The organism is Aurantiacibacter marinus (assembly GCF_001021555.1).
Taxonomy (GTDB): Bacteria; Pseudomonadota; Alphaproteobacteria; order Sphingomonadales; family Sphingomonadaceae; genus Alteraurantiacibacter; species Alteraurantiacibacter marinus.
In genome coordinates this window covers 628,138-650,462 of sequence record NZ_LDCP01000002.1, presented here as the reverse complement: position 1 = coordinate 650,462, position 22,325 = coordinate 628,138, and the positions used below count along the sequence as shown (strand labels likewise).

General features: G+C 59.7%; 20 protein-coding genes and 1 tRNA gene. 10 read left to right on the top strand and 11 right to left on the bottom strand.

Annotation, left to right across the window (positions count from 1 at the left end; all coding sequences use genetic code 11):
* Positions 1–13: 13 nt before the first annotated feature.
* Positions 14–1,069 carry a PhoH family protein gene (locus AB731_RS09560; protein ID WP_173425745.1) on the bottom strand — a complete coding sequence of 352 codons (1,056 nt, stop codon included), beginning with the start codon at positions 1,067–1,069 and terminating at the stop codon, positions 14–16.
* A gap of 220 nt (positions 1,070–1,289) precedes the next feature.
* Here AB731_RS09560 and AB731_RS09555 point away from each other — a divergent pair, with 220 nt between their 5' ends.
* Entirely contained in the window at positions 1,290–1,853 is a 564-nt protein-coding gene (locus tag AB731_RS09555; RefSeq protein WP_156167427.1) for a hypothetical protein, read from the top strand.
* Here AB731_RS09555 and miaB read toward each other — a convergent pair.
* The 8 genes from miaB to AB731_RS09515 all read right to left on the bottom strand — a co-directional run bounded on the left by miaB (position 1,850) and on the right by AB731_RS09515 (position 7,551).
* Positions 1,850–3,193 carry a tRNA (N6-isopentenyl adenosine(37)-C2)-methylthiotransferase MiaB gene (miaB, locus tag AB731_RS09550; protein ID WP_047093306.1) on the bottom strand — a complete coding sequence of 448 codons (1,344 nt, stop codon included), beginning with the start codon at positions 3,191–3,193 and terminating at the stop codon, positions 1,850–1,852. The two genes, AB731_RS09555 and miaB, sit on opposite strands and share 4 nt — an antisense overlap.
* Positions 3,194–3,242: 49 nt before the next feature.
* Complete coding sequence (locus AB731_RS09545; protein ID WP_047093307.1) at positions 3,243–3,998, bottom strand: lysophospholipid acyltransferase family protein; 756 nt, start codon at positions 3,996–3,998, stop codon at positions 3,243–3,245.
* A gap of 11 nt (positions 3,999–4,009) precedes the next feature.
* On the bottom strand, positions 4,010–4,429 hold the full coding sequence (locus AB731_RS09540) for a Fur family transcriptional regulator (RefSeq protein WP_047093308.1): 420 nt from the start codon (positions 4,427–4,429) through the stop codon (positions 4,010–4,012).
* A gap of 152 nt (positions 4,430–4,581) precedes the next feature.
* On the bottom strand, positions 4,582–5,016 hold the full coding sequence (locus AB731_RS09535) for a MucR family transcriptional regulator (RefSeq protein WP_047093309.1): 435 nt from the start codon (positions 5,014–5,016) through the stop codon (positions 4,582–4,584).
* 169 nt (positions 5,017–5,185) lie between these two features.
* Positions 5,186–5,647, bottom strand: a complete 462-nt coding sequence (locus AB731_RS09530) for a GNAT family N-acetyltransferase (RefSeq protein ID WP_047093310.1) — start codon at positions 5,645–5,647, stop codon at positions 5,186–5,188.
* A complete protein-coding gene (gene tsaB, locus AB731_RS09525) occupies positions 5,644–6,261 on the bottom strand; it encodes a tRNA (adenosine(37)-N6)-threonylcarbamoyltransferase complex dimerization subunit type 1 TsaB (RefSeq protein ID WP_047093311.1) in 618 nt (205 codons plus the stop codon). The genes AB731_RS09530 and tsaB overlap by 4 nt, the downstream gene beginning before the upstream one ends.
* A 20-nt stretch (positions 6,262–6,281) precedes the next feature.
* The gene (locus AB731_RS09520) at positions 6,282–6,875 is read right to left on the bottom strand and encodes a malonic semialdehyde reductase (protein ID WP_047093312.1); all 594 of its coding nucleotides are present in this window, start codon (positions 6,873–6,875) and stop codon (positions 6,282–6,284) included.
* 94 nt (positions 6,876–6,969) lie between these two features.
* Positions 6,970–7,551, bottom strand: a complete 582-nt coding sequence (locus AB731_RS09515) for a NifU family protein (protein ID WP_047093313.1) — start codon at positions 7,549–7,551, stop codon at positions 6,970–6,972.
* Positions 7,552–7,670: 119 nt separating this feature from the next.
* On the opposite strand from AB731_RS09515, the gene AB731_RS09510 reads away from it, so the two are divergent.
* From AB731_RS09510 to AB731_RS09480, 7 genes are all read left to right on the top strand, one after another.
* Positions 7,671–10,598: a M16 family metallopeptidase gene (locus AB731_RS09510; RefSeq protein WP_047093314.1), complete on the top strand. Its 2,928-nt coding sequence runs from the start codon at positions 7,671–7,673 to the stop codon at positions 10,596–10,598.
* A 150-nt stretch (positions 10,599–10,748) separates the two neighbouring features.
* Positions 10,749–12,128, top strand: coding sequence for a class II 3-deoxy-7-phosphoheptulonate synthase (locus AB731_RS09505; protein WP_047093315.1), 1,380 nt, complete (start codon positions 10,749–10,751; stop codon positions 12,126–12,128).
* A gap of 93 nt (positions 12,129–12,221) precedes the next feature.
* Positions 12,222–14,030 carry a sensor domain-containing diguanylate cyclase gene (locus AB731_RS13675; protein WP_052768960.1) on the top strand — a complete coding sequence of 603 codons (1,809 nt, stop codon included), beginning with the start codon at positions 12,222–12,224 and terminating at the stop codon, positions 14,028–14,030.
* Positions 14,031–14,130: 100 nt separating this feature from the next.
* A complete protein-coding gene (gene egtB, locus AB731_RS09495) occupies positions 14,131–15,390 on the top strand; it encodes an ergothioneine biosynthesis protein EgtB (RefSeq protein WP_047093316.1) in 1,260 nt (419 codons plus the stop codon).
* Positions 15,390–16,376, top strand: coding sequence for an L-histidine N(alpha)-methyltransferase (egtD, locus tag AB731_RS09490; RefSeq protein WP_047093317.1), 987 nt, complete (start codon positions 15,390–15,392; stop codon positions 16,374–16,376). Before egtB ends, egtD begins: the two co-directional genes overlap by 1 nt.
* Before the next feature lie 59 nt (positions 16,377–16,435).
* A complete protein-coding gene (locus AB731_RS09485) occupies positions 16,436–17,110 on the top strand; it encodes a retropepsin-like aspartic protease family protein (RefSeq protein WP_052768961.1) in 675 nt (224 codons plus the stop codon).
* Between the two features lie 100 nt (positions 17,111–17,210).
* Positions 17,211–18,683, top strand: a complete 1,473-nt coding sequence (locus tag AB731_RS09480; protein ID WP_047093318.1) for a DUF4403 family protein — start codon at positions 17,211–17,213, stop codon at positions 18,681–18,683.
* Positions 18,684–18,699: 16 nt separating this feature from the next.
* Here AB731_RS09480 and AB731_RS09475 read toward each other — a convergent pair.
* Together AB731_RS09475 and yghU are read right to left on the bottom strand one after the other, a co-directional pair.
* A tRNA-Gln gene (locus AB731_RS09475) sits at positions 18,700–18,774 on the bottom strand.
* A gap of 64 nt (positions 18,775–18,838) precedes the next feature.
* Positions 18,839–19,690: a glutathione-dependent disulfide-bond oxidoreductase gene (gene yghU, locus AB731_RS09470; RefSeq protein WP_047093319.1), complete on the bottom strand. Its 852-nt coding sequence runs from the start codon at positions 19,688–19,690 to the stop codon at positions 18,839–18,841.
* A 110-nt stretch (positions 19,691–19,800) separates the two neighbouring features.
* On the opposite strand from yghU, the gene AB731_RS09465 reads away from it, so the two are divergent.
* Both AB731_RS09465 and AB731_RS09460 read left to right on the top strand, forming a co-directional pair.
* Entirely contained in the window at positions 19,801–21,198 is a 1,398-nt protein-coding gene (locus AB731_RS09465; protein ID WP_156167426.1) for an MFS transporter, read from the top strand.
* Positions 21,199–21,263: 65 nt separating this feature from the next.
* The gene (locus AB731_RS09460) at positions 21,264–22,283 is read left to right on the top strand and encodes a DNA topoisomerase IB (RefSeq protein WP_047093321.1); all 1,020 of its coding nucleotides are present in this window, start codon (positions 21,264–21,266) and stop codon (positions 22,281–22,283) included.
* The last annotated feature ends 42 nt before the right edge of the window (positions 22,284–22,325 follow it).

Genomic DNA, 22,325 nt, shown 5'->3' with positions numbered 1-22,325 from the left:
GGCCAGGTCAAGGTCAGGGAAGGGCATCTTCGCCCTCATAAGCTTCCACGATCCGGCCTACGATCGGGTGGCGAACAACATCTGCGGCGGTAAAGCGCGTAACTCCGACACCTTCGACACCTTCAAGACGCAGCACCGCATCGGCAAGTCCGCTCATCCGGTCGCCGCCGGGAATATCAACCTGCTTGGGATCGCCGCACACCACCATGCGGCTGTTTTGACCGAAACGGGTGAGGAACATCTTCATCTGTTCGCGCGTGGTATTCTGCGCTTCATCCAGGATCACGAAGGCATCCGCCAGCGTGCGGCCGCGCATGAAGGCAATCGGTGCAATTTCGATCTCTCCGCTGGCGATCCGGCGATCCACCTGTTCGGGCGGCATGCAATCATACAGCGCATCGTAAAGCGGGCGCAGGTACGGATCGACCTTCTCTTTCATATCGCCGGGCAGGAAGCCCAGCCGCTCGCCAGCCTCGACAGCGGGGCGGGACAGGATCAGGCGTTGCACGCTACCGGTAATAAGCTGGCTGACGGCTTGCGCCACCGCGACATAGGTTTTGCCCGTCCCTGCCGGACCAAGCGCGAAAATAATGTCGCGGCTGGCCAGTTCACGCATGTAATCGGCCTGCATGGCGCTGCGCGGGGTGATGGTTTTCTTGCGCGTGCGGATCATGATCGGGGGGGCTTTGGCATCGCCGGTTATGATGCCTTCCAGCGTCGGCTGATCGGACATGGTGATCAGCGCGTCGATTGCGCCTGCGTCCATCTCCTCGCCGGTCAGCAGCTTTTCATGCAATTTTATCAGCACATCCCGGGCGCGGGCGACTTCATCTGCCGCGCCTTCGATAACGACCTTGTCTCCGCGCGCGGCGATATACACGCCAAGGCGATTTTCGATCTGCACAAGGTTTGCATCGAATTGCCCGAACAAGGCGCCAAGGACAGCCTGTTCGTCAAATGCCACTTCAACACGGGCGCGACCGGACTGATCCTGATCCTGCGCCGAATGGGCGATGGTGGCGGCGAGGCCGTGGTTCATCTCGCCGGCTTTATGAACTTTGCGGGCCATCTATTCCTTTCGAACTGTAGAATTGAAGATAGGCCGCGCGGGCATTCTGGCAAGCTATGTGGCTCTGTTTCGCGGTGTAAAAGTCGTCGTCCTGCCCGATTTGTGGTAGCTTTACTCCGGCGGAAGCGAGTTAATGCCGCTTTTGGTATGCGGTTCCATGCAGCGGCCACTGCGCCGGCGGCGGGGAATATGAGAAGATATGCAAGGGAGCTTCGGTCTGATGCAGCGGATATTTACGGCGACTATCGCTGGCATGGCACTGACAGCATGCACGGCTGAAACAGATGACAGTACTGACCAGATTATTGCTGATGGCAGCGTTGCCGAGGTCGTTCCGGATGAGCCTGCCGCGGTGCAACCCGATCCGGCAGTGACTGCGTGGATTGCCGAGAACTACGCTGATTCTGGCGTTATTCTTTATTCCGTTGGCGAGGTAGACCTGGACGGGGACGGGCAAGATGAAATTCTTGCCTATGTCGGCGGACCGATGCTGTGCGGAACAGGCGGGTGTCTGCTCGAAGTGCTGCAAAGGACGGGACAGGGACTTGATCGCCTAGGATCATTGTCTGTCTCACAGCTGCCTGTGGGCGTGTTTGAAGCCAGCACAAACGGCTGGCGTGATCTCGCAGTAACTGTGTACGGCGGCGGTATCGAAGGCGGCGTCGCACGTGTGCCATTCGGCGAGGGCCAGTATGCCTCCAATCCGACGGTAGAACCTGCACAGATGACCAAGGACACCTTCGAAACGGTAATCCCTGATGCGCCTTTGCAACCGCTAAACTAAGCGGAAACGCTTTCCAGCAACCGCCCCTGCAATGAACTTGGCCCAGCCTGCACCAGTTCAGCGCGCACCATGTCACCGATCGCCAGTTCATTCTCGAAGAACACCGATTGCAGCCAAGGCGATTTGCCCAGCCATTGGCCGGGCTTGCGGCCCTTGCGTTCGATCAGCACATCGCAGGTCTTGCCAAGGCTCGCCTCGTTGAAGGCCTGCTGATCGCGGTTCAGATGGGCCTGAAGGCGTTGCAGCCTTTCATCCATCACTTCCATCGCGATCTGACCGTCCATGCTGGCTGCCGGCGTGCCGGGTCGGGGCGAATATTTGAAGCTGTAGGCCTGCGCATATCCCACCGCGTCAACAATTTGCAGCGTCTCTTCAAACTCGGCATCGGTTTCGCCGGGAAAGCCGACAATGAAATCGCCTGACAGGGCAATATCGGGGCGGGCTGCGCGGAAACGGTCGAGCAGTTTGAGATAGCTTTCGGCCGTGTGGCTGCGATTCATGGCTTTCAGCACACGGTCAGATCCGCTCTGCACCGGGAGGTGGAGGTACGGCATCAGCTTGTCCACCTCACCATGTGCGGCGATCAGCCCTTCGTGCATGTCTGCCGGATGGCTGGTGGTATAGCGCAGGCGCTGCAATTCGGGGACTTTCGCCAGCTCTCCGATCAAGCCTTCCAGCCCTACCGCGTGGCCTGCGTAATCGCTGCCTGACCACGCGTTGACGTTTTGACCGAGCAGCGTGATTTCTTTCGCTCCGGCTTCGACCAGCCTTTTCGCTTCGTCTACCAATGCACTGAAAGGCCGCGATATTTCCGCGCCGCGTGTATAGGGTACCACGCAATAGGTGCAAAATTTGTCGCATCCTTCCTGCACCGTGAGAAACGCAGACGGAGCAACCTTGCGCCGCGCCGGGAGGGCTGCAAATTTCGCATCTTCCGGCATATCGGTGTCAGTAGAGCGTTCGCCCGCAGCGGCCTTGGTGACCATGTCGCCCAAGCGGTGATAAGCCTGCGGACCGACCACCATGCCCACTGCCGGGGCGCGCTTCATGATCTCCTCACCCTCTGCCTGCGCCACGCAGCCGGCAATCGCGATCATCGGGTCCTTGCCCGCCTTGCGGCCAGCTTTCACGATCCGCCCAACGTCGGAATAGACCTTTTCGGTCGCCTTTTCACGGATGTGGCAAGTGTTCAGCACGACAAGGTCGGCTTCTTCGCCTTCGGGGGCGAGGGTGATGCCCTTGGCCTCCAGCAATTCGCCCATACGCTCGCCATCATAGACGTTCATCTGGCAGCCGAAGCTTTTGACCCGGTAGGTCTTGGGTGTGTCTGTCGGTTTCATGATTGGCGCGCCTTTACGGGAATTCGCCCGCGAGTTAAAGCCCCGCGACTTAAAGCATAGCCTGCGAAATCCGCTCCCGCGCGGCGGCGGTCATGGTCTTGCGGTTCGTCAGTTCCTCGCCCGACAAGGGGCTGAGGAAATGCACGTTCAGCCGGATGGGCCGTGTCCGCGCCAGAATGCGCTTGAAATTGTCCAGCCCCGGCTCGTCACCGATCCAGCAGATATCGCGCGCTTCGGGATAGCTGAGCAGGACCGGCTGGATCACTGCGCCTTCGGGCAGCGGTTCCAGCGCGCCCAGCAGCGATGATTTGAACGGCAGCAGGTCGGTGCCATCGCTGGTCGTGCCTTCGGGAAACAGGGTCAGCGTGCCGCCATGGTCCATGGCCGCGCGAATGGCCTGCGCTTGCCGGGCAACATCGGCGCGGCGATCGCGGGCGATGAACACCGTTTCGTTCATCGAGCACATCCATTTCAGAAAGCCGAACTGCGCCAGCCCGTCCTGCGCGACATAGGCGCTGTTCGCGGCGTGCGAGAGGCCGAGAATGTCGAGCCAGCTGACGTGATTGGACAGCAGCAAGGCGCCCGGAACGCGCTTTCCATGACGGCGCAGCTGCAGTCCGGCGCACATGCCGACACCGGCCAGAAAAACGCGCGGCCACATCCGGTCCAGCCCAAACAGGCGCCACAGATAGTGCAGCGGCACGCAAACGAGCAGCAAAGCGAGCATACCGATCAGGCGCAGACCAATCAGCAAATAGCCGATAGGTGGGATGCGCGCTTCGCCGTGAGCTATTGTCTGATTCAAGCGGGTGACGCTCAGTTCTTTTCTTCGCGGTCGAGGCGGACGGCGTAAAGTTCCATCCGGTGATCGACCAGGCGATAGCCGAGTTTCTCGGCAATCTGGCGCTGGAGCGCCTCCAGTTCGGGATCGACGAATTCCACGACCTTGCCGGTTTCCACATCGATCAGGTGATCGTGGTGGGCCTCTGGCGCAGCTTCGTAACGTGCGCGGCCATCACCGAAATCGTGCCGGTCCAGAATGCCGGCCTCTTCAAACAGGCGTACGGTGCGATAAACCGTTGCAATGGAAATTTTCGGATCGACTGCCGAAGCGCGGGCGTGCAGCTTTTCCACATCGGGATGATCGTCGCTTTCGGACAGAACCTTGGCAATAGTGCGCCGCTGGTCCGTGATGCGAAGGCCGCGTTCGGCGCATAGAGCTTCAAGGTCGATCATGTGAGTATATTGGCCCGCCTGAGTGTCTGTGGGAACCCCCTGAAAATGGAACTCCCGAAAAAGGAAACGCCCCGTAGCCTTAGAGGCACGGGGCGCTTCACTCAAGCATCGGGCCGTATCAAGAATACGGAGGATGCAATCGATTGGCTCGATCAGCTTGCTTTCTTGCGTCCGCGCTTCTGACCGGGCTTGCGACCAAGACCGATCTTCTTGGCCAGTTCGCGGCGCTTTTCAGCGTATGCCGGGGCGACCATCGGATAATCGGCGGGTAGATTCCACCGCTCCCGGTATTCGTCAGGCGTCATGCCATGGTCGGTCATCAGATGCCGCTTCAGCATCTTCATCTTCTTGCCATCTTCCAGACAGACGACGTGGTCGTTCTTTACCGAAGCACGAACGGAAACCGCTGGCTCTGGCCGTTCTTCGACGCGGTCTTCTTCGCCAAGGCTGGAAAGCGCAGCGTAGACGTTCTGGATGAGAGCGGGGATCGTGTCGGACTCGACACTGTTATTGGCGACCTGAGCTGTGACGATGTCCGCGGTGAGCGTGATCAACATCTCATTCGTGTCGGATTCAAGTATATCCATTATTACCTCTGAAATTGCGAACCGATATTATCATTCGTTCTCTTTTGACGGAACGAACTGCGCAATCTCTTGCCGCATTTATTTGCGATATTCAAGCTTCGATACAGTCTGAGAACACCATGATTCGCAATTTTCAAAAGAGACGCGATCCATAATGAAATGATCGCGGCTAATTTAATTCTAATGCAAAAGTAATTGCATCCAACGGGCCGCCAACAGCTCCGCGATAATATCCCGGTCTTAGGCCAACCTGTACAAAGCCAAATTTCCGATAGAGGTGTTCGGCAGGGTTTCCCGCACGCATTTCGAGAAAAATCTTTGTTGTACCTCGATTTTTTGATTTTTCCGCAAAATCCTCCAGCAGCTTCAGGCCAATACCTTTGCCGCGAAACTCTGGGCGGACAGCAATGAGCAGAAGTTCTTCTTCGTCGGCTGCATGGCGCGACATGGTGAAGCCGGTGGTCCGCTCTGCGATGATCGGTCCGCCTTCGTCCTGGCCGGATAATGTATAGTGTGTGCTGGGCGTGACCAGTGCATCGGTCACCTGCCGCCTGTTCCAAGCTTCGCCGTAAGTGCTGTCGAAGGCTTCACACATCACTGCCATGATTGCATCGACCGGATCGTCTATCATGCCTTCACCTGGGGTTTTGCATCGGGTGGGCGGCCATAGATCGGGGTTAGATCGGCGGTAAGCCGGGACTCGTGAAGCAGACAGGCTGCGCGGGCATCGGGCAAAAGATCAAGAGCGATCCGGCCATCGCCCAACATCTCCGCAAGTTCCCTCGCCCGGTTGCCTGCAATTACATGGTGGCTGCAGGCCAGCGCGGCTTCTTCGGGCGAAAGCGAGCGGACCTGGTCATCGCCCTGCGTGCCGGTGGCGAAATTCTGGATGAAATATTCACCGTGCCCGCCCGCCATGCAGACGGTGACAGGCCGGGGTCGGGGCTGCGATGCGCGTGCTGCGACCATGGTGAGCGTGGGATAGCCAAGAACCGTCGCGCCCCAGGCGAGCCCCAGGGCCCGTGCCGCAGCAAGCCCGATTCGAACGCCGGTAAAGCTGCCGGGACCGAGCGAGACGAGAATGCGTCCCGCCCGGCCTTTGTCAGGCAATTCGGCGATCATCGGAACCAACCTTTCGGCGTGTCCGCGGTTGATGAGTTCAAAGCGCCCGTCCAGCAGCGCTGTTCCATCGAACAGCGCCACGGAACACGCTTCGGTCGCGCAATCTATTGCCAGTGTCAGCATACAATTGCGCGCTTAGATGATCAGACCACTTTATTGAAGGTGCCGAATTCCGGACGCGGGCTGCGATCGAAAACCGTGGTCATGTCGCCATAGCCGAGAGAACACAGCCAATCGGCGCGGTAGCGCGGCTGATCTGCGAAAAATGCCTTGGTGGTTGCTTCCTTGTCGAAGCCGGACATTGGACCGCAATCCAGGCCCAATGCGCGCGCCGCGATCATCAGATAGGCACCTTGCAATGCAGAATTGCGAAAGGCGCTTTCCTTGCGGGCATCTTCGTCGCCTTCGAACCAGCTTTTTGCATCTGTATGAGGGAACAGCCACGGCAATTGCTCGTGAAAGTCGAGATCGTAGCCGATGATCACAGTGGCAGGCGCGGCAAGGATTTTGTCCTTGTTGCCATCCGACGCGCAAGCGGCGAGTTTCTTTTTGCCTTCGTCCGATGTGACCCACACAAACCGGCCCGGCTGCTGGTTGGCAGATGTCGGGCCCATTTTCATGAGTTCGTAGATTTCGTGTATCTGCTGCTCCGTCACGGGCTTGTCGTGCCAGCCATTCGGAGTTCGCGCTTCACGGAAAATGCGGTCGAGAGCGGAATCGCTCAGTGTATCGGACATTGGGGGATGCTCCTGCGGAGATGATGAGGAAGGTCTGCGCCAATAACGCAGCACCGCCCGATAAGTTCACACGGGCTTTGTCACGTAGACCTGCCTAAGCCGCGCGCACTTCCTTCACTTCGGGAACATAATGCTTCAGCAGCCCTTCGATGCCGTGCTTCAGCGTTGCTGTGGAGCTGGGGCAGCCCGAACAGGCGCCCTGCATTTGCAGGAAGACCACGCCATCACGAAATCCGCGATAACGAATATCGCCGCCATCGCTGGCAACAGCGGGGCGGACACGAGATTCGAGCAATTCGTGGATTTGCGCCACGATATCTTCAGTACCGTCATCATTGCCGATTTCTGCATCGTCAGCCTCTGGCGGAACGGCAATGCCGCTTGCGTCGCCGCCGGCAAACAGCGGCGCCTCGGACACGAAATGATCGAGCAGCACGGCCACCACCTGCGGCTTCAGATCAGACCAAGCGACACCGGGCGCGGCCGTTACGGACACGAAGTTGTAACCGAAGAACACGCCGGTCACTTCGCCGGTATCGAACAGGGTTTGCGCCAACGGGCTGGCCTCAGCCTCTTCCGGGGTCGCAAAGTCGCGGGTGCCGGAAGGCATCACTGCGCGGCCAGGCAGGAACTTCAGAGTGGAGGGGTTGGGCGTGGTTTCGGTTTCAATGAACATGCATTGGAATGTAGGGGGTGGGAGACCTGCCGACAAGACGGATTAGGTGCAGGGTGGCGCAAGCAATTCTTCCCCTGTATTCACCGGACCTTCATTCCTTGCCCAGCTAATGAGGCGCTATGACCTTTCTTTCCCGCCTGACGCGCCTTTTCATCCCGTTTGCGATTCTGCTGCCCATTGCGGCACCGGTCCAGGCGCAAAACTGCATTATCCGGGCGACCGAGGCCGACCAGCCGCAATATGCGATGCCGGACGATCCGTGGATCTACCGCGGAACGGACATTCCGGTCGATCCGCAGTGGCTTTTCGGGGAAATGCCCAACGGCGTGCGCTATGCCGTGCGGCAAAACGATGTGCCGCCCTGCCAGATCAGTCTGCGCGTGCGCATAGATGCAGGATCACTGCACGAGGAAGACACCGAACGGGGCTTCGCGCATTTGCTGGAGCACCTGGTGTTCCGCGAATCGTCCACCTTCGGGCCGGGCGAGGCGATTGCCCATTTCCAGCGTCTGGGTGCAAGTTTTGGTTATGACACCAACGCCACGACAAGCCCGACGGCGACGACTTACAATCTCAATCTGCCGAACGCCAACCGTACCACGCTCGATGACAGCGTGCGGCGTTTTGCCGGCATGGTGATTGCGCCCACGCTGTCAGAAGCCAATCTTGCGGCCGACGTGCCGATTGTGTTGAGCGAGCGGCGCGAGCAGGCCGGGCCGCAGCGGCGCGTTGCCGAAGCGACGACCGCCATATTCTTTGCCGGACAAAAGTTGGCCGAACGCAGCCCAATCGGGACTGTCGAAACGCTTGAAGGCGCAACTTCGGATACCGTGCGCGCTTTCCACCGCCGCTGGTATCGCCCGGAAAATGCCGTTGTCGTGCTGGTTGGTGATGCCGATCCGCAGGTTCTTGCCGCTGTCGTGGAACGCCATTTCGCCGGATGGCAAGGCGATGGGCCTTTCGTGCCAGCGCCTGACTTCGGTGATCCAGTCGCTCCTGCCGGGGCTGATCCGGCCAATCCGGTGGGCGAAGTCGGCGTGATCGTGGAAGCGGGCCAGCCGCGTGCTGTAACCTATGCGATCATGCGGCCATGGGTCGGAGTAATCGACAACCTGGAATACAACCGCCGTAACCTGCTGGGCGAAGTGGGACTGGCCGTGGTCAACCGCAGGCTGGAAAACCGCGCCCGCGCCGGAGGGACTTTTCTGTTCGCAGGCGTTGGCCGGGACAAGATCAGCCGTTCGGTTGATGGCACATTTGTCACCTATGCTCCGCTGACCGACGATTGGGAAACGGCGCTGGACGATGTTCGCTCGGTAATTGCCGATGCCTTGTCGCAGCCTCCGGCACAGTCAGAAATCGATCAGGCGGTCGCGACATTCGACGTCGCCTTTGTCAATTCGGTTGAGCAGTCCAGGATCCAGGCCGGATCGCAGCTGGCAGACCAGATCGTGCAAGCTGTCGATATTCGCGAAGCGGTCGCCAGTCCCGAAGTGTTCCTTGAGGTGTTCCGCTCTATTGCCAGCCGCTTTACGCCTGAAGATGTGCTTGCAGCAACGCAGGCCCTGTTTGAAGGCGATGTCGTTCGCTCCGTCATGCTGACCCCGACACCGGGTGAGGCAACCGAGGCGCAGTTGCTCGCGGCGTTGAGTACTCCGGTGATCGCCAGCGGTGTGGCGCGTGACGATGCCGAAGCCATAAATTTTGCCGATCTGCCCGTTATCGGAAATCCCACCCTGCCTGTCAGCCGGGAGCCTCTCGGCCTGCTGGGCGCAGAACGGCTGACGTTCCCCAATGGCGTGCGTGCCCTGCTGATGGGCCGCGATAATGAACCGGGCCGTATCACTGTGCGGGTGCGCTTTGGCGCTGGCTGGCGCGGGTTCGAAAGTGACGAAGCGATCTATGCCGAACTCGGTCCCATTGCGCTGGTCAACTCCGGCATCGGCCCGCTCGACCAGAACGCTCTCGACCGCATCGCGGCTGACCGGAAGCTCGGCTTCGACTTTGAAATCGATGACGGCACTTTTGTTTTCCAGGGCCTGACCAGGCAGGAAGATCTGGAGCAGCAGCTGTATCTGTTCGCTGCCAAGCTGGCGATGCCCAGTTGGGACCCCAATCCGGTAGAGCGCGCACGTGCATCTGCCTTGCTGGCCTATGATAGTTATGGCCGTGATCCCAATGGCGTGCTGAACCGCGATCTGGACTACTTGCTGCGCGGTGAGGACCCGCGCTTCCGTACGCCGACACCGGCCGAAATGCAGACCGCAACACCGGACGGCTTCCGCGAGGTGTGGGAACGTCTGCTGGCGCAAGGCCCGGTTGAAGTGGCCGTATTCGGCGATATCGACCGTGAAGCCACGATCGGCGCGCTCAGCCGCACATTTGGCGCGATGAACCTGCGTGAGCCTTTGCCTGCAGATGTCGCAGCGCGCGGTGTGACTTTTCCCGAAGCCGGGGCGCAGCCACAGGTGCTGACCCATGGCGGCGATGCCGATCAGGCGGCCGCTGTGATCGCATGGCCGCTTGGCGGCGGGTCCGAAGGAATTGTCCGCAGCCGCAAGCTGGAATTGCTGTCGCAAATATTCTCCAACCGTCTGCTGGATGGTTTGCGGGAACGCGCGGGGGCGGCGTATTCGCCCTTCGTTTCTGCCAGGTGGCCACTGGATGTGGACACTGGCGGGGTAATGTTCGCACTTGTGCAGATCGAACCGCCATTGCTGCCAGCCTTCTTCGACGAAGCGCAATCGATCGCGAATGATCTGGCCGCGAACGGCCCCACACCAGACGAACTTGAGCGGGTGGTAGAACCATCACGGCAGTATCTGCTGCGCGCCCAAACCGGGCACACGTTCTGGCTGAACCAGTTGCAGGGCGCTGCGTTCGACGCAAACCGTGTCGCTTATCTGCCCACGATCTATGTCGATTATGACGAGGCCACCGTGGAAGAAATGCAGGCGCTGGCGGCACAGTATCTGGCCCGGCCCGGCTGGCAATTGCAGATTGTGCCCGGTGCAAATGCAACGGGCAACACACCTTCGGGCCGATAGGGCAAAGCCAATCTAGTGGGCGGCGAACCAAAGATTTCGCAAGTAACCTTTGCGCGCAGGGGGAGGTGGCTGTAGGAATTGTCGCTTCCCCGCAAATCTGACAGTTCGCGACCCGCCGGGGACGGGCGCTTTATTGACGATGGAATTGCCGTGGCACACGATTGGACACCCGCTAGCTGGAAGCATGACAGCTTCACTGCAAAGCATCTTCCCGAATATCAGGATGCAGGCGCTCTTGCGGATGCAACCGATACACTGGGCGGCTTTCCGCCGCTGGTGTTCGCCGGTGAAGCGCGCAAGCTGAAGGGTGAATTGGGCAAGGTTTCTGCCGGAGAGGCGTTCTTGCTGCAAGGCGGCGATTGCGCTGAAAGCTTTGCCGAATTCAGCGCCAACAATATCCGCGACACTTTCCGCGTTATTCTGCAAATGGCTGCTGTCCTGACTTTTGCCAGCAAGATGCCGGTTGTGAAGCTGGGCCGTATGGCAGGCCAGTTCGCCAAACCGCGCAGCTCTGACACCGAAACAAAAGACGGCATGACATTGCCGAGTTATTTCGGTGACAATGTGAACGGCATCGAATTTTCGCCGGAAACCCGGCGCAATGATCCGCAGCGCATGATCCGCGCCTATTCGCAGGCTGCGGCCACCCTGAACCTGCTGCGCGCTTTTGCTGGCGGTGGTTACGCCAATTTGCGCGAAGTGCACCGCTGGACGCTGGATTTCATGGGCCGCAGCCCGTGGTCGGACAAATATCAGGACATTGCCGACCGCATCGGCGAAGCACTTGATTTCATGGAGGCTTGCGGGGTCGATATTGAAGACCAGCCGCAGCTGAAAACCTCCAGCTTTTACACCAGCCACGAAGCATTGTTGCTGCCGTACGAGCAAGCGATGACGCGGCAGGATTCCATCACTGGCGACTGGTACGATACCTCCGCCCATTTCCTGTGGATCGGTGATCGTACGCGCTTCATGGACAGTGCCCATGTTGAATTCCTGCGCGGCGTGAACAATCCGATCGGCCTGAAATGCGGACCCAGCCTTGATCCAGAAGACCTGTTGCAAATGCTCGACGTCCTTAACCCTGAGCGGGAGCCGGGCCGCATTACGCTGATCAGCCGGTTCGGACACGACAAGGTTGAAAAGGGGCTGCCGCCTCTGGTGCGCGCCGTTACCCGTGAAGGGCATCCGGTGGTGTGGAGCTGCGATCCGATGCACGGCAATGTGATCAAGGCGGACAGCGGCTTCAAGACCCGTCCGTTTGATCGGATACTTGCCGAAGTGCGCGGGTTCTTCGCGGTCCACCGGGCCGAAGGCAGCCATGCTGGCGGTATCCATCTGGAAATGACCGGACAGGACGTGACCGAATGCACCGGCGGCGCTGTGGCGATTACCGATGAAGGCCTGTCTTCGCGCTATCACACGCATTGCGATCCGCGTCTGAATGCGGCGCAATCGCTGGAACTGGCGTTTCTGCTGGCAGAAATGCTCAATCTGGAACTGGGCGAAGGTCGGCGGGTCGCCGCTTAACCGGCGTTACGCAGTTTCGCGTAAGGTTGGCTGCAACGCATCGACACCATAGCGGATTAGACCTCCGAGGCAGAGACCTTTGGGGAATTGAATTTGCGACCTTTTCAGCCGCTGCGCGAGACGCTTTTGGCCAGCGCCCTGTGGGCGATTGTTGCCCTGGGCAGCCTGTTCGTGCGCGACGGGTTGGGGACGGCCCTGCTGTTCTGGGCACCAAGCGGGGTTGCAGTGGCGGCGTTCCGCCATATCCCGCGCAAACAATGGCCGTTGCTTGTGGCAGGGTTGTTGCCTGTGCAGTTTATCGTCGGGGCATTGGTCGGCACATCACTTGTGATCGCTTTCGCAGGCGCCGTTTCTGCCGTCGCACAAGCAACCATCTGCGCCGCGCTGAGCCGGAAAGTTCTTGGCAGCCGGACCGCAATTCCGCGCCGGGTTACCCACGTTATCGGACTGTTCGGATCGGCAATTGCCAGTTGCCTGGTGGGCGCCACGCTCGTGCTGCCATTCCGGCCGGAACAGTCTTTTGCTGAATTTGGTGCATGGTTTCTGGCCAATGTGCTGGGTATTTTGATCGTAACTCCCGCTTTGCTCCATGCCCGCAGCGTGATTGTGCGTTGGCACAATGATGGAAGAATAGCGGTCGACCCGGCATTGCTGCTTGCTCTGGGCGGATGCGCGGTTCTGGCGGCGCTGGCCTTGCAGGTGAATGCCATCACGCTGATGCCGCTGTTGGTCGCAGCGATGATCGGCATGGCTGTGCGCTTTGGCCACCCGGCAATTGCGATGACCTTGCTGAGCTATATTGCCGTGGCAAGCGTGCTCGGTCTCGGCGGGCAAAGCCCGTTGCTGATGCATGATGGTTCCATCGGCAGCGCTGTGCTGGAGTTGCAAAGCTGGCTGTTCACCATGCTGGCCACCGCCTTGCCACTGGCGGCGATCCTGATGAAGCGCGAAGACCTGCAATTTGAATTGATCCGTCGCAATTCCGCCATGCATGAAAACCTGATGTTGCTCGATCTGGCGGAGCAATTGGCAGGTATCGGCAGGTGGCGGCTGGATATGCTTACGGGCGAGCAGGATTGGTCACGGCGAATGCTGGCAATTCACGGATTGCCTGAGGATCTGGCGCCCGATCCGGGAGATATAAGCCATCTTCTACCGGATGGCAGCACCGCCATGTTTCGCAAGGTTACGTCCAACCGGGAGGAGCGGGAGCCGTTCTCCTTCGATTATCGCATCAAGCCGCCGGCAGGTGCCGAGCGGATCCTGCGCATTTCGGTACTCAACGAATTCGACAATGAAGGCAACCGCATCGCCATCTTTGGCGCGGCAATGGAAGTGACGGAGCAGGTGCACCGCGAACAAGCGCTTGATCTGGCGCGGGGCAGGGCAGTGCAATTGGCAAAGGAAGCGCAGGAACTGGCCAACACCGATCCGTTGACCAACCTGCCCAACCGCCGCTGCACATTCGGCCGGCTGGAAAATATGGTGAATGTGGCACAGCAGCATGGTTCTGCGCTGACGGCGATCATGTTCGATATCGACCATTTCAAGTTGGTGAACGACACCCACGGACACCAGACCGGAGACGAAGTGATCGTGCAGGTGGCCGAACTGGCGCGGAGACAGGCGCGGCAAGGCGATCTGGTCGGGCGCATCGGAGGCGAAGAATTCGTCTGGCTGCTTCCCCGCATCAACGCCGCAGCTGCACGCGCCCTTGCAGAGCGGCTGCGTCAATCTGTCGAGCGGGGGATCGAGGGATCGTCACTGCCCAATATTACGGTCAGCATCGGTCTGGCCCAGTTTGAAGCCGGCGATGACGGTGACGGGTTGCTTGCCCGGGCAGATGCAGCACTTTACAAAGCCAAGGAAAGTGGCCGCAACCGGGTTCGCCGCGCAGCCTGACGGCAATTGCACAACATGGACAAAAGCTAGGGGTTTCAATTGGGAAGACCTTGCCCCATGTTAGTGGCCGACGGATATTGATCGCCGACAGGAGAGGGCTTTGCCCCAGGCCGAACCCCGCCTTGCAACAGATGCCAGCCAATCGCTTGTGGGCCGTTTTCGCGCGACCCGGCGATTGATGCAGGACTTGCTGGAACCGTTGAGCGAAGCGGATGCCACCATTCAGTCAATGGATGATGCATCTCCTGCCAAATGGCATGCGGCGCATACGACATGGTTCTGGGAAACGTTTCTGCTGCGCGATCATGCGCCTGAATATGCTTTGTTCGATGAACAATTCCCGTTCCTGTTCAATTCCTATTACGAGGCGGAGGGGGAGCGTATTGCCCGCCGCAACCGCGGCCTTGTTACCCGGCCAACGCTGGAACAAGTGCTGGACTGGCGGCAACATGTGGACGCCGCGATGGAGGCCTTGCTGGGCAACCCGGCCTGCGCCGATCTGATCGAACTTGGCATTGCGCATGAACAGCAGCACATCGAATTGCTGCTGACCGATATCAAACACGCCTTCAGCAAGAACCCGCTTGGTCCGGCCATGTGGGACAAAACCCACAAGCAAGCGCCAGCACAGCAAGATGGCTGGATTTCCCATCCCGGCGGCATCGCACGTATCGGCCATCAGGCAGAAGGGTTTGCGTTCGACAATGAAGGCCCTGCGCATCGCACCTTGCTGCAACCTTTTGCACTGTCTCGCCGCCTTGTAACCAATGCTGATTGGGCTGAATTCATCGCCGATGGCGGCTACCGCGATCACCGCCTGTGGTTGTCGGATGCATGGGCCTGGCTTGACCGGCGCGATATCGGTTCGCCGCTGTACTGGCGCGGGGACGAGCATTTCACGCATTGCGGCTGGCAGGTGCGCGATCCTGACGCGCCGGTCAGCCATATTTCGTTTTACGAGGCGGAAGCGTTCGCCACTTGGGCAGGCGCGCGTTTGCCGACAGAATTCGAATGGGAAGCGGTCGCTCGCGGGCAGGATGCACCGCAGGATGCACCAAGTTTCGAACCGGCCGCAGGCAACCAGCTGGACGGCGCAGCGCCGCCGCAACCGGTCGGCACGGCAGAGCTGTTTGGTGACGTGTGGCAATTCACGCGGTCTACCTATTCCCCTTATCCGCGGTTCCAGCCGGAACCGGGCGCAGTGGGCGAATACAACGGCAAGTTCATGGCGGGACAGTGGGTGCTGAAAGGCGCCAGCTGCGCCACAGTGCGTGGTCATTCGCGGCCAAGTTACCGCAATTTCTTCTATTCTCAGCAGCGTTGGCAGTTCACCGGACTCCGCCTCGCAAAGGACATTTGATGAGTGATTCAGAGGGCATTCGCCTCGTCGATCTTGACGAGGGGGGCGTCGACCGTGCGTTTCGAAGCGATGTCCTGAGCGGGCTTTCCCAGCCGCAAAAGGCGATCCCCGCGCGCTGGTTTTACGACGAGCGCGGCTCACAATTGTTCGAGGATATCACCCGGGTTCCGGAATATTACCCGACTCGCGCAGAGACGGAAATCCTGCGCGGCAAGGGCGATGAATTCGCGCGGCTGATCGGGGCCGGGCGCGCCGTAGTTGAATTCGGCTCCGGATCTTCGGTCAAAACGCCGCTGCTGCTTTCCGCCATTGCACCCGGCGCCTACGTGCCGCTCGATATATCGGGCGAATTCCTGCGCGCTGCTGCCGCCGATCTTTCGGCGAAATTTCCCGGCCTGCCGGTGCATCCGGTGGAGGCAGACTTTACCAAGCGCGTCGAATTGCCCGGCGCGGTGGCCAATCTGCCCAAGCTCGGCTTTTTCCCCGGCTCCACAATTGGCAATATGGTGCCGCGCACCGCTGTCGATCTGCTACGCGAAATGCGTGTCACTCTGGGTGACGGTGCGCTGCTGTTGATCGGCATGGATCTGGTGAAAGACAAAACGGTGCTGGAGGCGGCATATGATGACGCAGCGGGTGTCACGGCGGCCTTCAACCTTAACCTGCTCACCCGTATCAACCGCGAACTGGACGCCGCGATTCCGGTAGAGGCGTTTCAGCATGAGGCCCGCTGGGTAGATACTTATGCACGGATCGAGATGCATCTGGTGGCACAACAGGAAGTGAACTTCACCGTTTCCGGAGAGCAATTCGCCATGAAAGCGGGCGAAACCATCCACACGGAAAACAGCCACAAATTCGTGCGCCGCAGTGCCAACACCTTGCTGCTGGCGGGACACTGGACGCCGGTGGAACACTGGACCGATGCGGAGGAGCGTTTCTCGCTGGTGCTCGCCCGGGCTACCATACCGCGCAGCGCACCGTAATTATGGCCATCACAGGGTCGTTCATCGCAAATCCCAGATCGCGCGCTATATAGGGCATCATGGATTTCGCGCCTGTTTTTGATCAGCTCGCCCATTCGATCCGCGAGCTCCCGCAATCGGGACTGCTCATGGTCGCGGTTTTTGCGATGGTGGCAGGCGTGCTTGGTTCCGTAATGATGAAGCGGGTGCCGCTGCTCGGTCGCATCCTGCGCACAGGCAGCACGTTTGCCCTTATCGGGGTGCTGGTGCTGGTTGTGCTGCAATTGTCGCGCCTTGATCCGCGCTTTTCGCTCGCCGTGCCGGAAATCGGCCTGCCCGAACAAGTGGTGGAAGGCCGCGAAACGCGCATCCCCATGCATATTGACGGGCATTACTGGCTGGAGGCTGACGTGAACGGCCACCGCGCAGCGTTCCTCGTCGATACCGGAGCCACGCTGACTGCAGTTTCACAAGACACGGCCCGCGCTGCCGGGTTGGATGAACGTGACGGCGGCTTGCCGATCCGCCTGAACACCGCCAATGGCGTGGTGGCGGCGCACATGACCAACATCGATGAAATGCGCTTTGGTAATGTTGCTGCGCGCGGACTGGATGCCGTGATTGCGCCGGGACTGGGACAAACCAATGTCATCGGAATGAACCTCCTTTCGCGGCTGGCGTCGGTGCGGATCGAGAACAATGAACTGATATTGACGCCGAACAACCCGCAGCCCGTTCTGGAACCTTCCGACTAAACTTTCCGACGAAACTTCCCCAACGTGTAATCCGGGAGCGGTTTTGCGCTTGCCTACGCGCAAGTTCGCAAGCAGAATTGGCGGCTATGGGGCTAACATCATGAGATTTTTCGCCGCGCTGGCGCTGATTGCGTTGTTGCTCGGTGGATGCCGTAATGAAATCGCGGTTGAGGCACCGCCGCGCGATGCTGCGCAGCTGCAAATCCCGGACGTTGATTCGCGGCTTGGTCTACCTGTCACGATACCGCTGGCGCGGATCCGCGACCTGATCGCCAGTGACGTGCCGCGCACGCTTTATGCCATTGATGAAAGCCGCGGCGATTGCGTTCCGCCTGAACGGGTGAGCGTACTCGGCCGCGAGATCCGGGTGACGCCCCGCATCAGTTGCCGGATCGTGGGCAATGTGCAGCGCGGGAACATTACCTTACGCGGTGAAGGGCGCAATCTGATCGTTCGTATGCCTGTCACGGCGCAGGTTTCCGCGCGCGATATCGGCGGTATTCTGCGCGGCGAAACCGCCACGGGAAGTGCCGTGGTAGAAGCAGTGGTGCGGATAGATATCGACCGGAACTGGTCGCCCGCCACCGACATAACTCTTCGCTACAACTGGTCCCGCGCGCCTGGCATAGATTTCCTGGGCCAGCGCATCACGTTCATGGAAGAGGCAGATGAGCGGCTGCGCCCGGTCATGGCGCGGATCGAGCGCCAGATCGAACGCGAACTGGCGCGCGTAGATGTGCGCTCACAGGCTGCTGAATTGTGGCAGCAGGCCTTTACCGTGGAATCGCTCAACAGCGAAAATCCGCCTGCGTGGCTGTGGCTGGAACCGAAAACCATCGGCATCACAGCCATGTCGGCGGGTCGCAATGCTCTGACCATCAATCTCGCGATGGGAGCGCGCACCCGAACCTTTCTGGGAGAGCGGCCCGAACCGCCCGAAGCGATACCACTGCCGCCCAACGCACCGCCGCAGGGCGCAGAGGGGCTCGATATCTTCCTGCCGGTGATGAGCGAATATGCCCTGCTGGAGCCGATTGTGCTGCGCGAACTGCGCCAGCTGGATGAACGCGGCATCGCGCTGCCCGGAGTGGGACGGGTGAATACAGAGATTGCGGCTGTCGAGATTTACCCCACCAGCGGCGGGCGCATTGCGGTGGGCATCGATCTGGCCATGACACCCACCCAGGGCACTGCGCGCCGTTATGGCAAAGTGCAGGGGCGCCTGTGGCTGACCGGCCGCCCGCGGGGCGATTATGACAGCGAACGCATCTCCATCGAAGACTTGCAGGTTTACGGAGACACCGACCGGCTGGCCTCCGACCTGTTGCTGAAGTTTGCGCAGTCGCCGCAGGTCAACGCCCGGATCGAGGCCGCATTGCAGGAAAATTTTGATCGGGAATACGCCCATGTCCTCGAACTGGCGCAGCAAGCGCTGGAGGAAATCCGTATTGGTGACGTGCGTTTGTCAGCCGATATTTCGCAGGTGCGCCACGGACAAATCCATGCTGTGGAGCAGGGCCTTTATCTGCCGCTGCGCGTAAACGGCACGGGCCGCGCCGTGCTCGTCAATTAAGGCGGATTGGAAGAAATGGCTGGGGTGGCAGGGATCGAACCTGCGAATGCCGATACCAAAAACCGGTGCCTTACCACTTGGCCACACCCCAGCAGGAGGGCGCTCATATAACGCGTGCAGCGCATGGCGCAAGGCCGCGCGCTGCACATCGGGCGTTACTTTGCTTGTCGTGCGGAAAAATCGGCTGACGAGTGCCGTTCTGGCAGCTGTTCGCTTTCTTCGCCCCAACTGCGATTGACCATCCGGCCACGCTGAACGGCGGGGCGGGCAAGAATTTCATGCGCCCACCGGCCGACGTTTTCATATTCGTCGATCGACAGGAAAGTCCTGGCGTCATTGTAGATTTCGCCGGTCACGAAAGGCATCATCCACGGCGCGGCGGCCATATCGGCGATGGTATAATCATCGCCGCCAAGAAAACGGCTTTCGCCAAGCCGCCTGTCCGCCACATCGAACAGGCGCTTTGTTTCCATCGCGTAACGGTTGATCGGGTATTCATATTTTTCCGGTGCATAAGCGTAAAAATGGCCGAAGCCACCGCCGATGAAGGGCGCGCTGCCGACCTGCCAGAACAGCCAGCTTAGCACTTCTGCACGGGTGTGGTCTGCCGGCAAGAATACACCAAATTTTTCGGCCAAATGCATCAGGATCGCACCGGATTCGAATACACGCACCGGTGTGTCGCCCGTGCGGTCCAGCAGGGCGGGGATCTTGCCGTTGGGATTGAGATCGGTGAAACCACTGCTGAACTGGTCGCCATCACTGATATCAATCAGCCATGCATCATATTCCGCATCCGAATGGCCCGCTTCCAGCAATTCCTCGAACATGATTGTCGCCTTCACACCATTGGGCGTGGCGAGCGAGTAGAGCTGGAAGGCGTGATCGCCCACCGGCAAATCCTTTTTCACCCGTGCGCCTGCGGTGGGGCGATTGATGTTGGCAAACTTGCCGCCGCTTTCAGTATTCTGCCAGACAGAGGGCGGGGTGTAGGTGGGATCGGCCATGCGGTGCTCCTGAATTGAATTGCTGCGCCACAGGTGGCGGCTTGGCTGCCTGCTAACAAGGCAAGCAAATCTTGGGAGTGGTCAATTCTGATTTTGCCAACTGTCTGCGGATGTGCCAGGAATACTTCGGGGTCGCCTCCAATGGGGGCAGGGATATCGAAAACACACTTGCGCAAGAACGCTTTGTTCTATCGTCTAGCAGGCGATTGCGCCTGTTCACGCTGTTTATTCTGTATGTCGCGCAGGGCGTGCCAATCGGGTTGTTCTGGTTCGCAATTCCGGCCTGGATGGCGGCGAACGGAGCCGATGCGACCGACATTGCCTATGTTCTCGGGCTGACGGCGCTGCCCTGGACCCTGAAGCTGGTCAACGGCTTCATCATGGACCGATACACGTTCCTGCCCATGGGGCGGAGGCGCGTCTGGATCGCCGGGGCCCAATGCGTGATGATCGCGCTGCTGCTTCTCTGCGCTGTTGCCCAGCCGGGTGTGAAAGACATCCTCCTGCTCGGCATCGCCGGTTTCCTCGTTAACATGGCGACGACATTTCAGGACGTTGCGGTAGACGGGCTGGCGGTGGATATAATGGAGGAGGATGAGCGCGCGCGCGGTAGCGGCATGATGTTCGGCGGTCAGGCCATTGGCATTGCCTTGGCGACCATGCTGACCGGTTTTGCCATCGCCCAGCTTGGCCCGGCAGCGGCCTATCTGCTCGCTGCCTTTTTTATCGGGCTGATCACCGCATACATACTGATCCTGCGCGAACGACCCGGAGAGCGCTGCCTTCCCTGGAGCAACGGGGAGGCCCATCCGCGCAATCTCAACATCCAGCTTGGCGCTTGGTGGCCCATCCTGAAGACCACTCTGAAATCTCTGCTGTTACCGATCAGTGTGCTGTGGTTCCCGGTTCTGCTGGTGCGCGGGTTTCACTACGGCATGTTCACGGCGCTGACGCCGCTCATCGGCGCTGGCGAAGTCGGGTGGGACGAACAATCCATCACCGGTGTCGTCGGTTCGGCCCAGCTTGTCGGAGGCATTCTGGGGCTGACGATTGGCGGTTATCTGGGCGACAGGCTTGGCGCGAAGAGGGCGACCATCACCATGTTTGCCGCTTATATCTTCGTAAGCCTCGCGATGTGGATGATTGCAGACCAGTGGAGTGATCCGGGTGTCTTCACGGCATTTGTCTATGCATGGGCCGGACTGGACGTGCTGATTACTGTCGCCGCGCTTCCTATCTCGATGCGGCTGTGCGACCCGCGCGTCGCCGCGACGCAGTTCACGCTGTACATGGCGTGCAGCAATTTCGGCATCAGCATCGGCGCATGGGCATCCGGCTTCAGCGAGGTGTTCGGCGGGATCAGGCCGATGTTCCTCATCGTGGCCTCTATGCATCTCCTCGGATTGCTGTTGATGCTCACGGTCAAGTTCCCGCGCAAGGGAGCAGTGCCGGAGGAAGTGCTGGAGAATGTCGCAGAGGCACCGGGGCCGCGCCCTTCGATCAGTTAGCTGGCTCCACCTGCTTTGGGCCATGTGGAGGAACCGCCAACTATATCAGAGCGTTATGCGCCTTGATGGCAAGTCACCCACCCCAGCTGATTTATGTCGATGATGGTCTTCCCGGCATTACCCGCAAGGGTGCGGGGAAGGGCTGGGCCTATTACGACCCCAAGGGTGCGCTGATCCGGAACCGTGCGGAGAAGCGGCGGCTGAATGCCATCGCTCTGCCGCCAGCCTATGTGGACGCGTGGTTCTGCCCAGCGCACAATGGCCACATCCTTGCCACCGGATATGATGCCAAGGGCCGCAAGCAATATCGGTATCACCCTGATTTTCGCGCCATGAAGGAAAGTGAGAAATTCGATGGCTCGCTCGCCTTCGGCAATTTGCTGCCACTGGTGCGCAAACGTGTGGAAAAGGATATGCGCTCGCCCAATCTGGGGAAGGACCGCGCTGTTGCCAGCGTTGTAAAGCTGCTCGATCTGGGCGCGATCCGCGTGGGCAACACACAATATGCGCGCAAGAACCGCAGCTTTGGCGCGACGACATTGCAACGCCGCCATGCAGAGGTCACCGGGCGAACACTGCGCCTCAGCTACATCGGAAAGGGCGGAAAACAGCGCAATGTGACGCTTTCGGACGGATCACTCGCGCAGGTGGTGAAGCGTATGCATGATCTGCCGGGACAGCAATTGTTTCGCTGGCTGGATAACGAAGGCGATCCGCAGGATGTCGGCTCCTCCGACGTAAACGCATATTTGGCCGATACGATGGGAGAGCCATTCACCGCCAAGAATTTTCGTACATGGCATGCCAGCGTCATGGCCTTCCGCCTTCTGGGAGAGTCAGAGGAGGTGCTGACAATCAAGGTTGTGCTTGAAAAAGTGTCCAGCAGCCTTGGCAATACCCCGGCAGTGACGCGCAAAAGCTATATCCACCCTGCTGTGATCGCATTGATCGAAAGGCAGGAGCAATGGCGCGCCGGAATGCGGCTGCCGCGCCGCACGCAATATCTCAACAAGTGGGAGCGCGGCCTGCTGGAATTTCTGGAAGAAAGCCCGGCTGCAGCAGATTTGCTGAGCAGCGCCGCATAGCGCGGTTCGGAGCGCGTGACAGGCCCGCAGAGAGGGTCTAGA

What these genes read in the sequence shown, in the direction of transcription:
- AB731_RS09520 (WP_047093312.1), bottom strand. Translation starts at nt 6,875, where the DNA reads ATGTCCGATACACTGAGCGATTCCGCTCTCGACCGCATTTTCCGTGAA.
- tsaB (WP_047093311.1), bottom strand. Translation starts at nt 6,261, where the DNA reads ATGCTGACACTGGCAATAGATTGCGCGACCGAAGCGTGTTCCGTGGCG.
- AB731_RS09530 (WP_047093310.1), bottom strand. Translation starts at nt 5,647, where the DNA reads ATGATAGACGATCCGGTCGATGCAATCATGGCAGTGATGTGTGAAGCC.
- miaB (WP_047093306.1), bottom strand. Translation starts at nt 3,193, where the DNA reads ATGAAACCGACAGACACACCCAAGACCTACCGGGTCAAAAGCTTCGGC.
- AB731_RS09555 (WP_156167427.1), top strand. Translation starts at nt 1,290, where the DNA reads ATGCAGCGGATATTTACGGCGACTATCGCTGGCATGGCACTGACAGCA.
- AB731_RS09560 (WP_173425745.1), bottom strand. Translation starts at nt 1,069, where the DNA reads ATGGCCCGCAAAGTTCATAAAGCCGGCGAGATGAACCACGGCCTCGCC.
- AB731_RS09460 (WP_047093321.1), top strand. Translation starts at nt 21,264, where the DNA reads ATGGCAAGTCACCCACCCCAGCTGATTTATGTCGATGATGGTCTTCCC.
- AB731_RS09485 (WP_052768961.1), top strand. Translation starts at nt 16,436, where the DNA reads ATGGATTTCGCGCCTGTTTTTGATCAGCTCGCCCATTCGATCCGCGAG.
- AB731_RS09540 (WP_047093308.1), bottom strand. Translation starts at nt 4,429, where the DNA reads ATGATCGACCTTGAAGCTCTATGCGCCGAACGCGGCCTTCGCATCACG.
- AB731_RS09480 (WP_047093318.1), top strand. Translation starts at nt 17,211, where the DNA reads ATGAGATTTTTCGCCGCGCTGGCGCTGATTGCGTTGTTGCTCGGTGGA.
- egtD (WP_047093317.1), top strand. Translation starts at nt 15,390, where the DNA reads ATGAGTGATTCAGAGGGCATTCGCCTCGTCGATCTTGACGAGGGGGGC.
- AB731_RS09535 (WP_047093309.1), bottom strand. Translation starts at nt 5,016, where the DNA reads ATGGATATACTTGAATCCGACACGAATGAGATGTTGATCACGCTCACC.
- AB731_RS09465 (WP_156167426.1), top strand. Translation starts at nt 19,801, where the DNA reads ATGTGCCAGGAATACTTCGGGGTCGCCTCCAATGGGGGCAGGGATATC.
- AB731_RS09515 (WP_047093313.1), bottom strand. Translation starts at nt 7,551, where the DNA reads ATGTTCATTGAAACCGAAACCACGCCCAACCCCTCCACTCTGAAGTTC.
- AB731_RS09510 (WP_047093314.1), top strand. Translation starts at nt 7,671, where the DNA reads ATGACCTTTCTTTCCCGCCTGACGCGCCTTTTCATCCCGTTTGCGATT.
- yghU (WP_047093319.1), bottom strand. Translation starts at nt 19,690, where the DNA reads ATGGCCGATCCCACCTACACCCCGCCCTCTGTCTGGCAGAATACTGAA.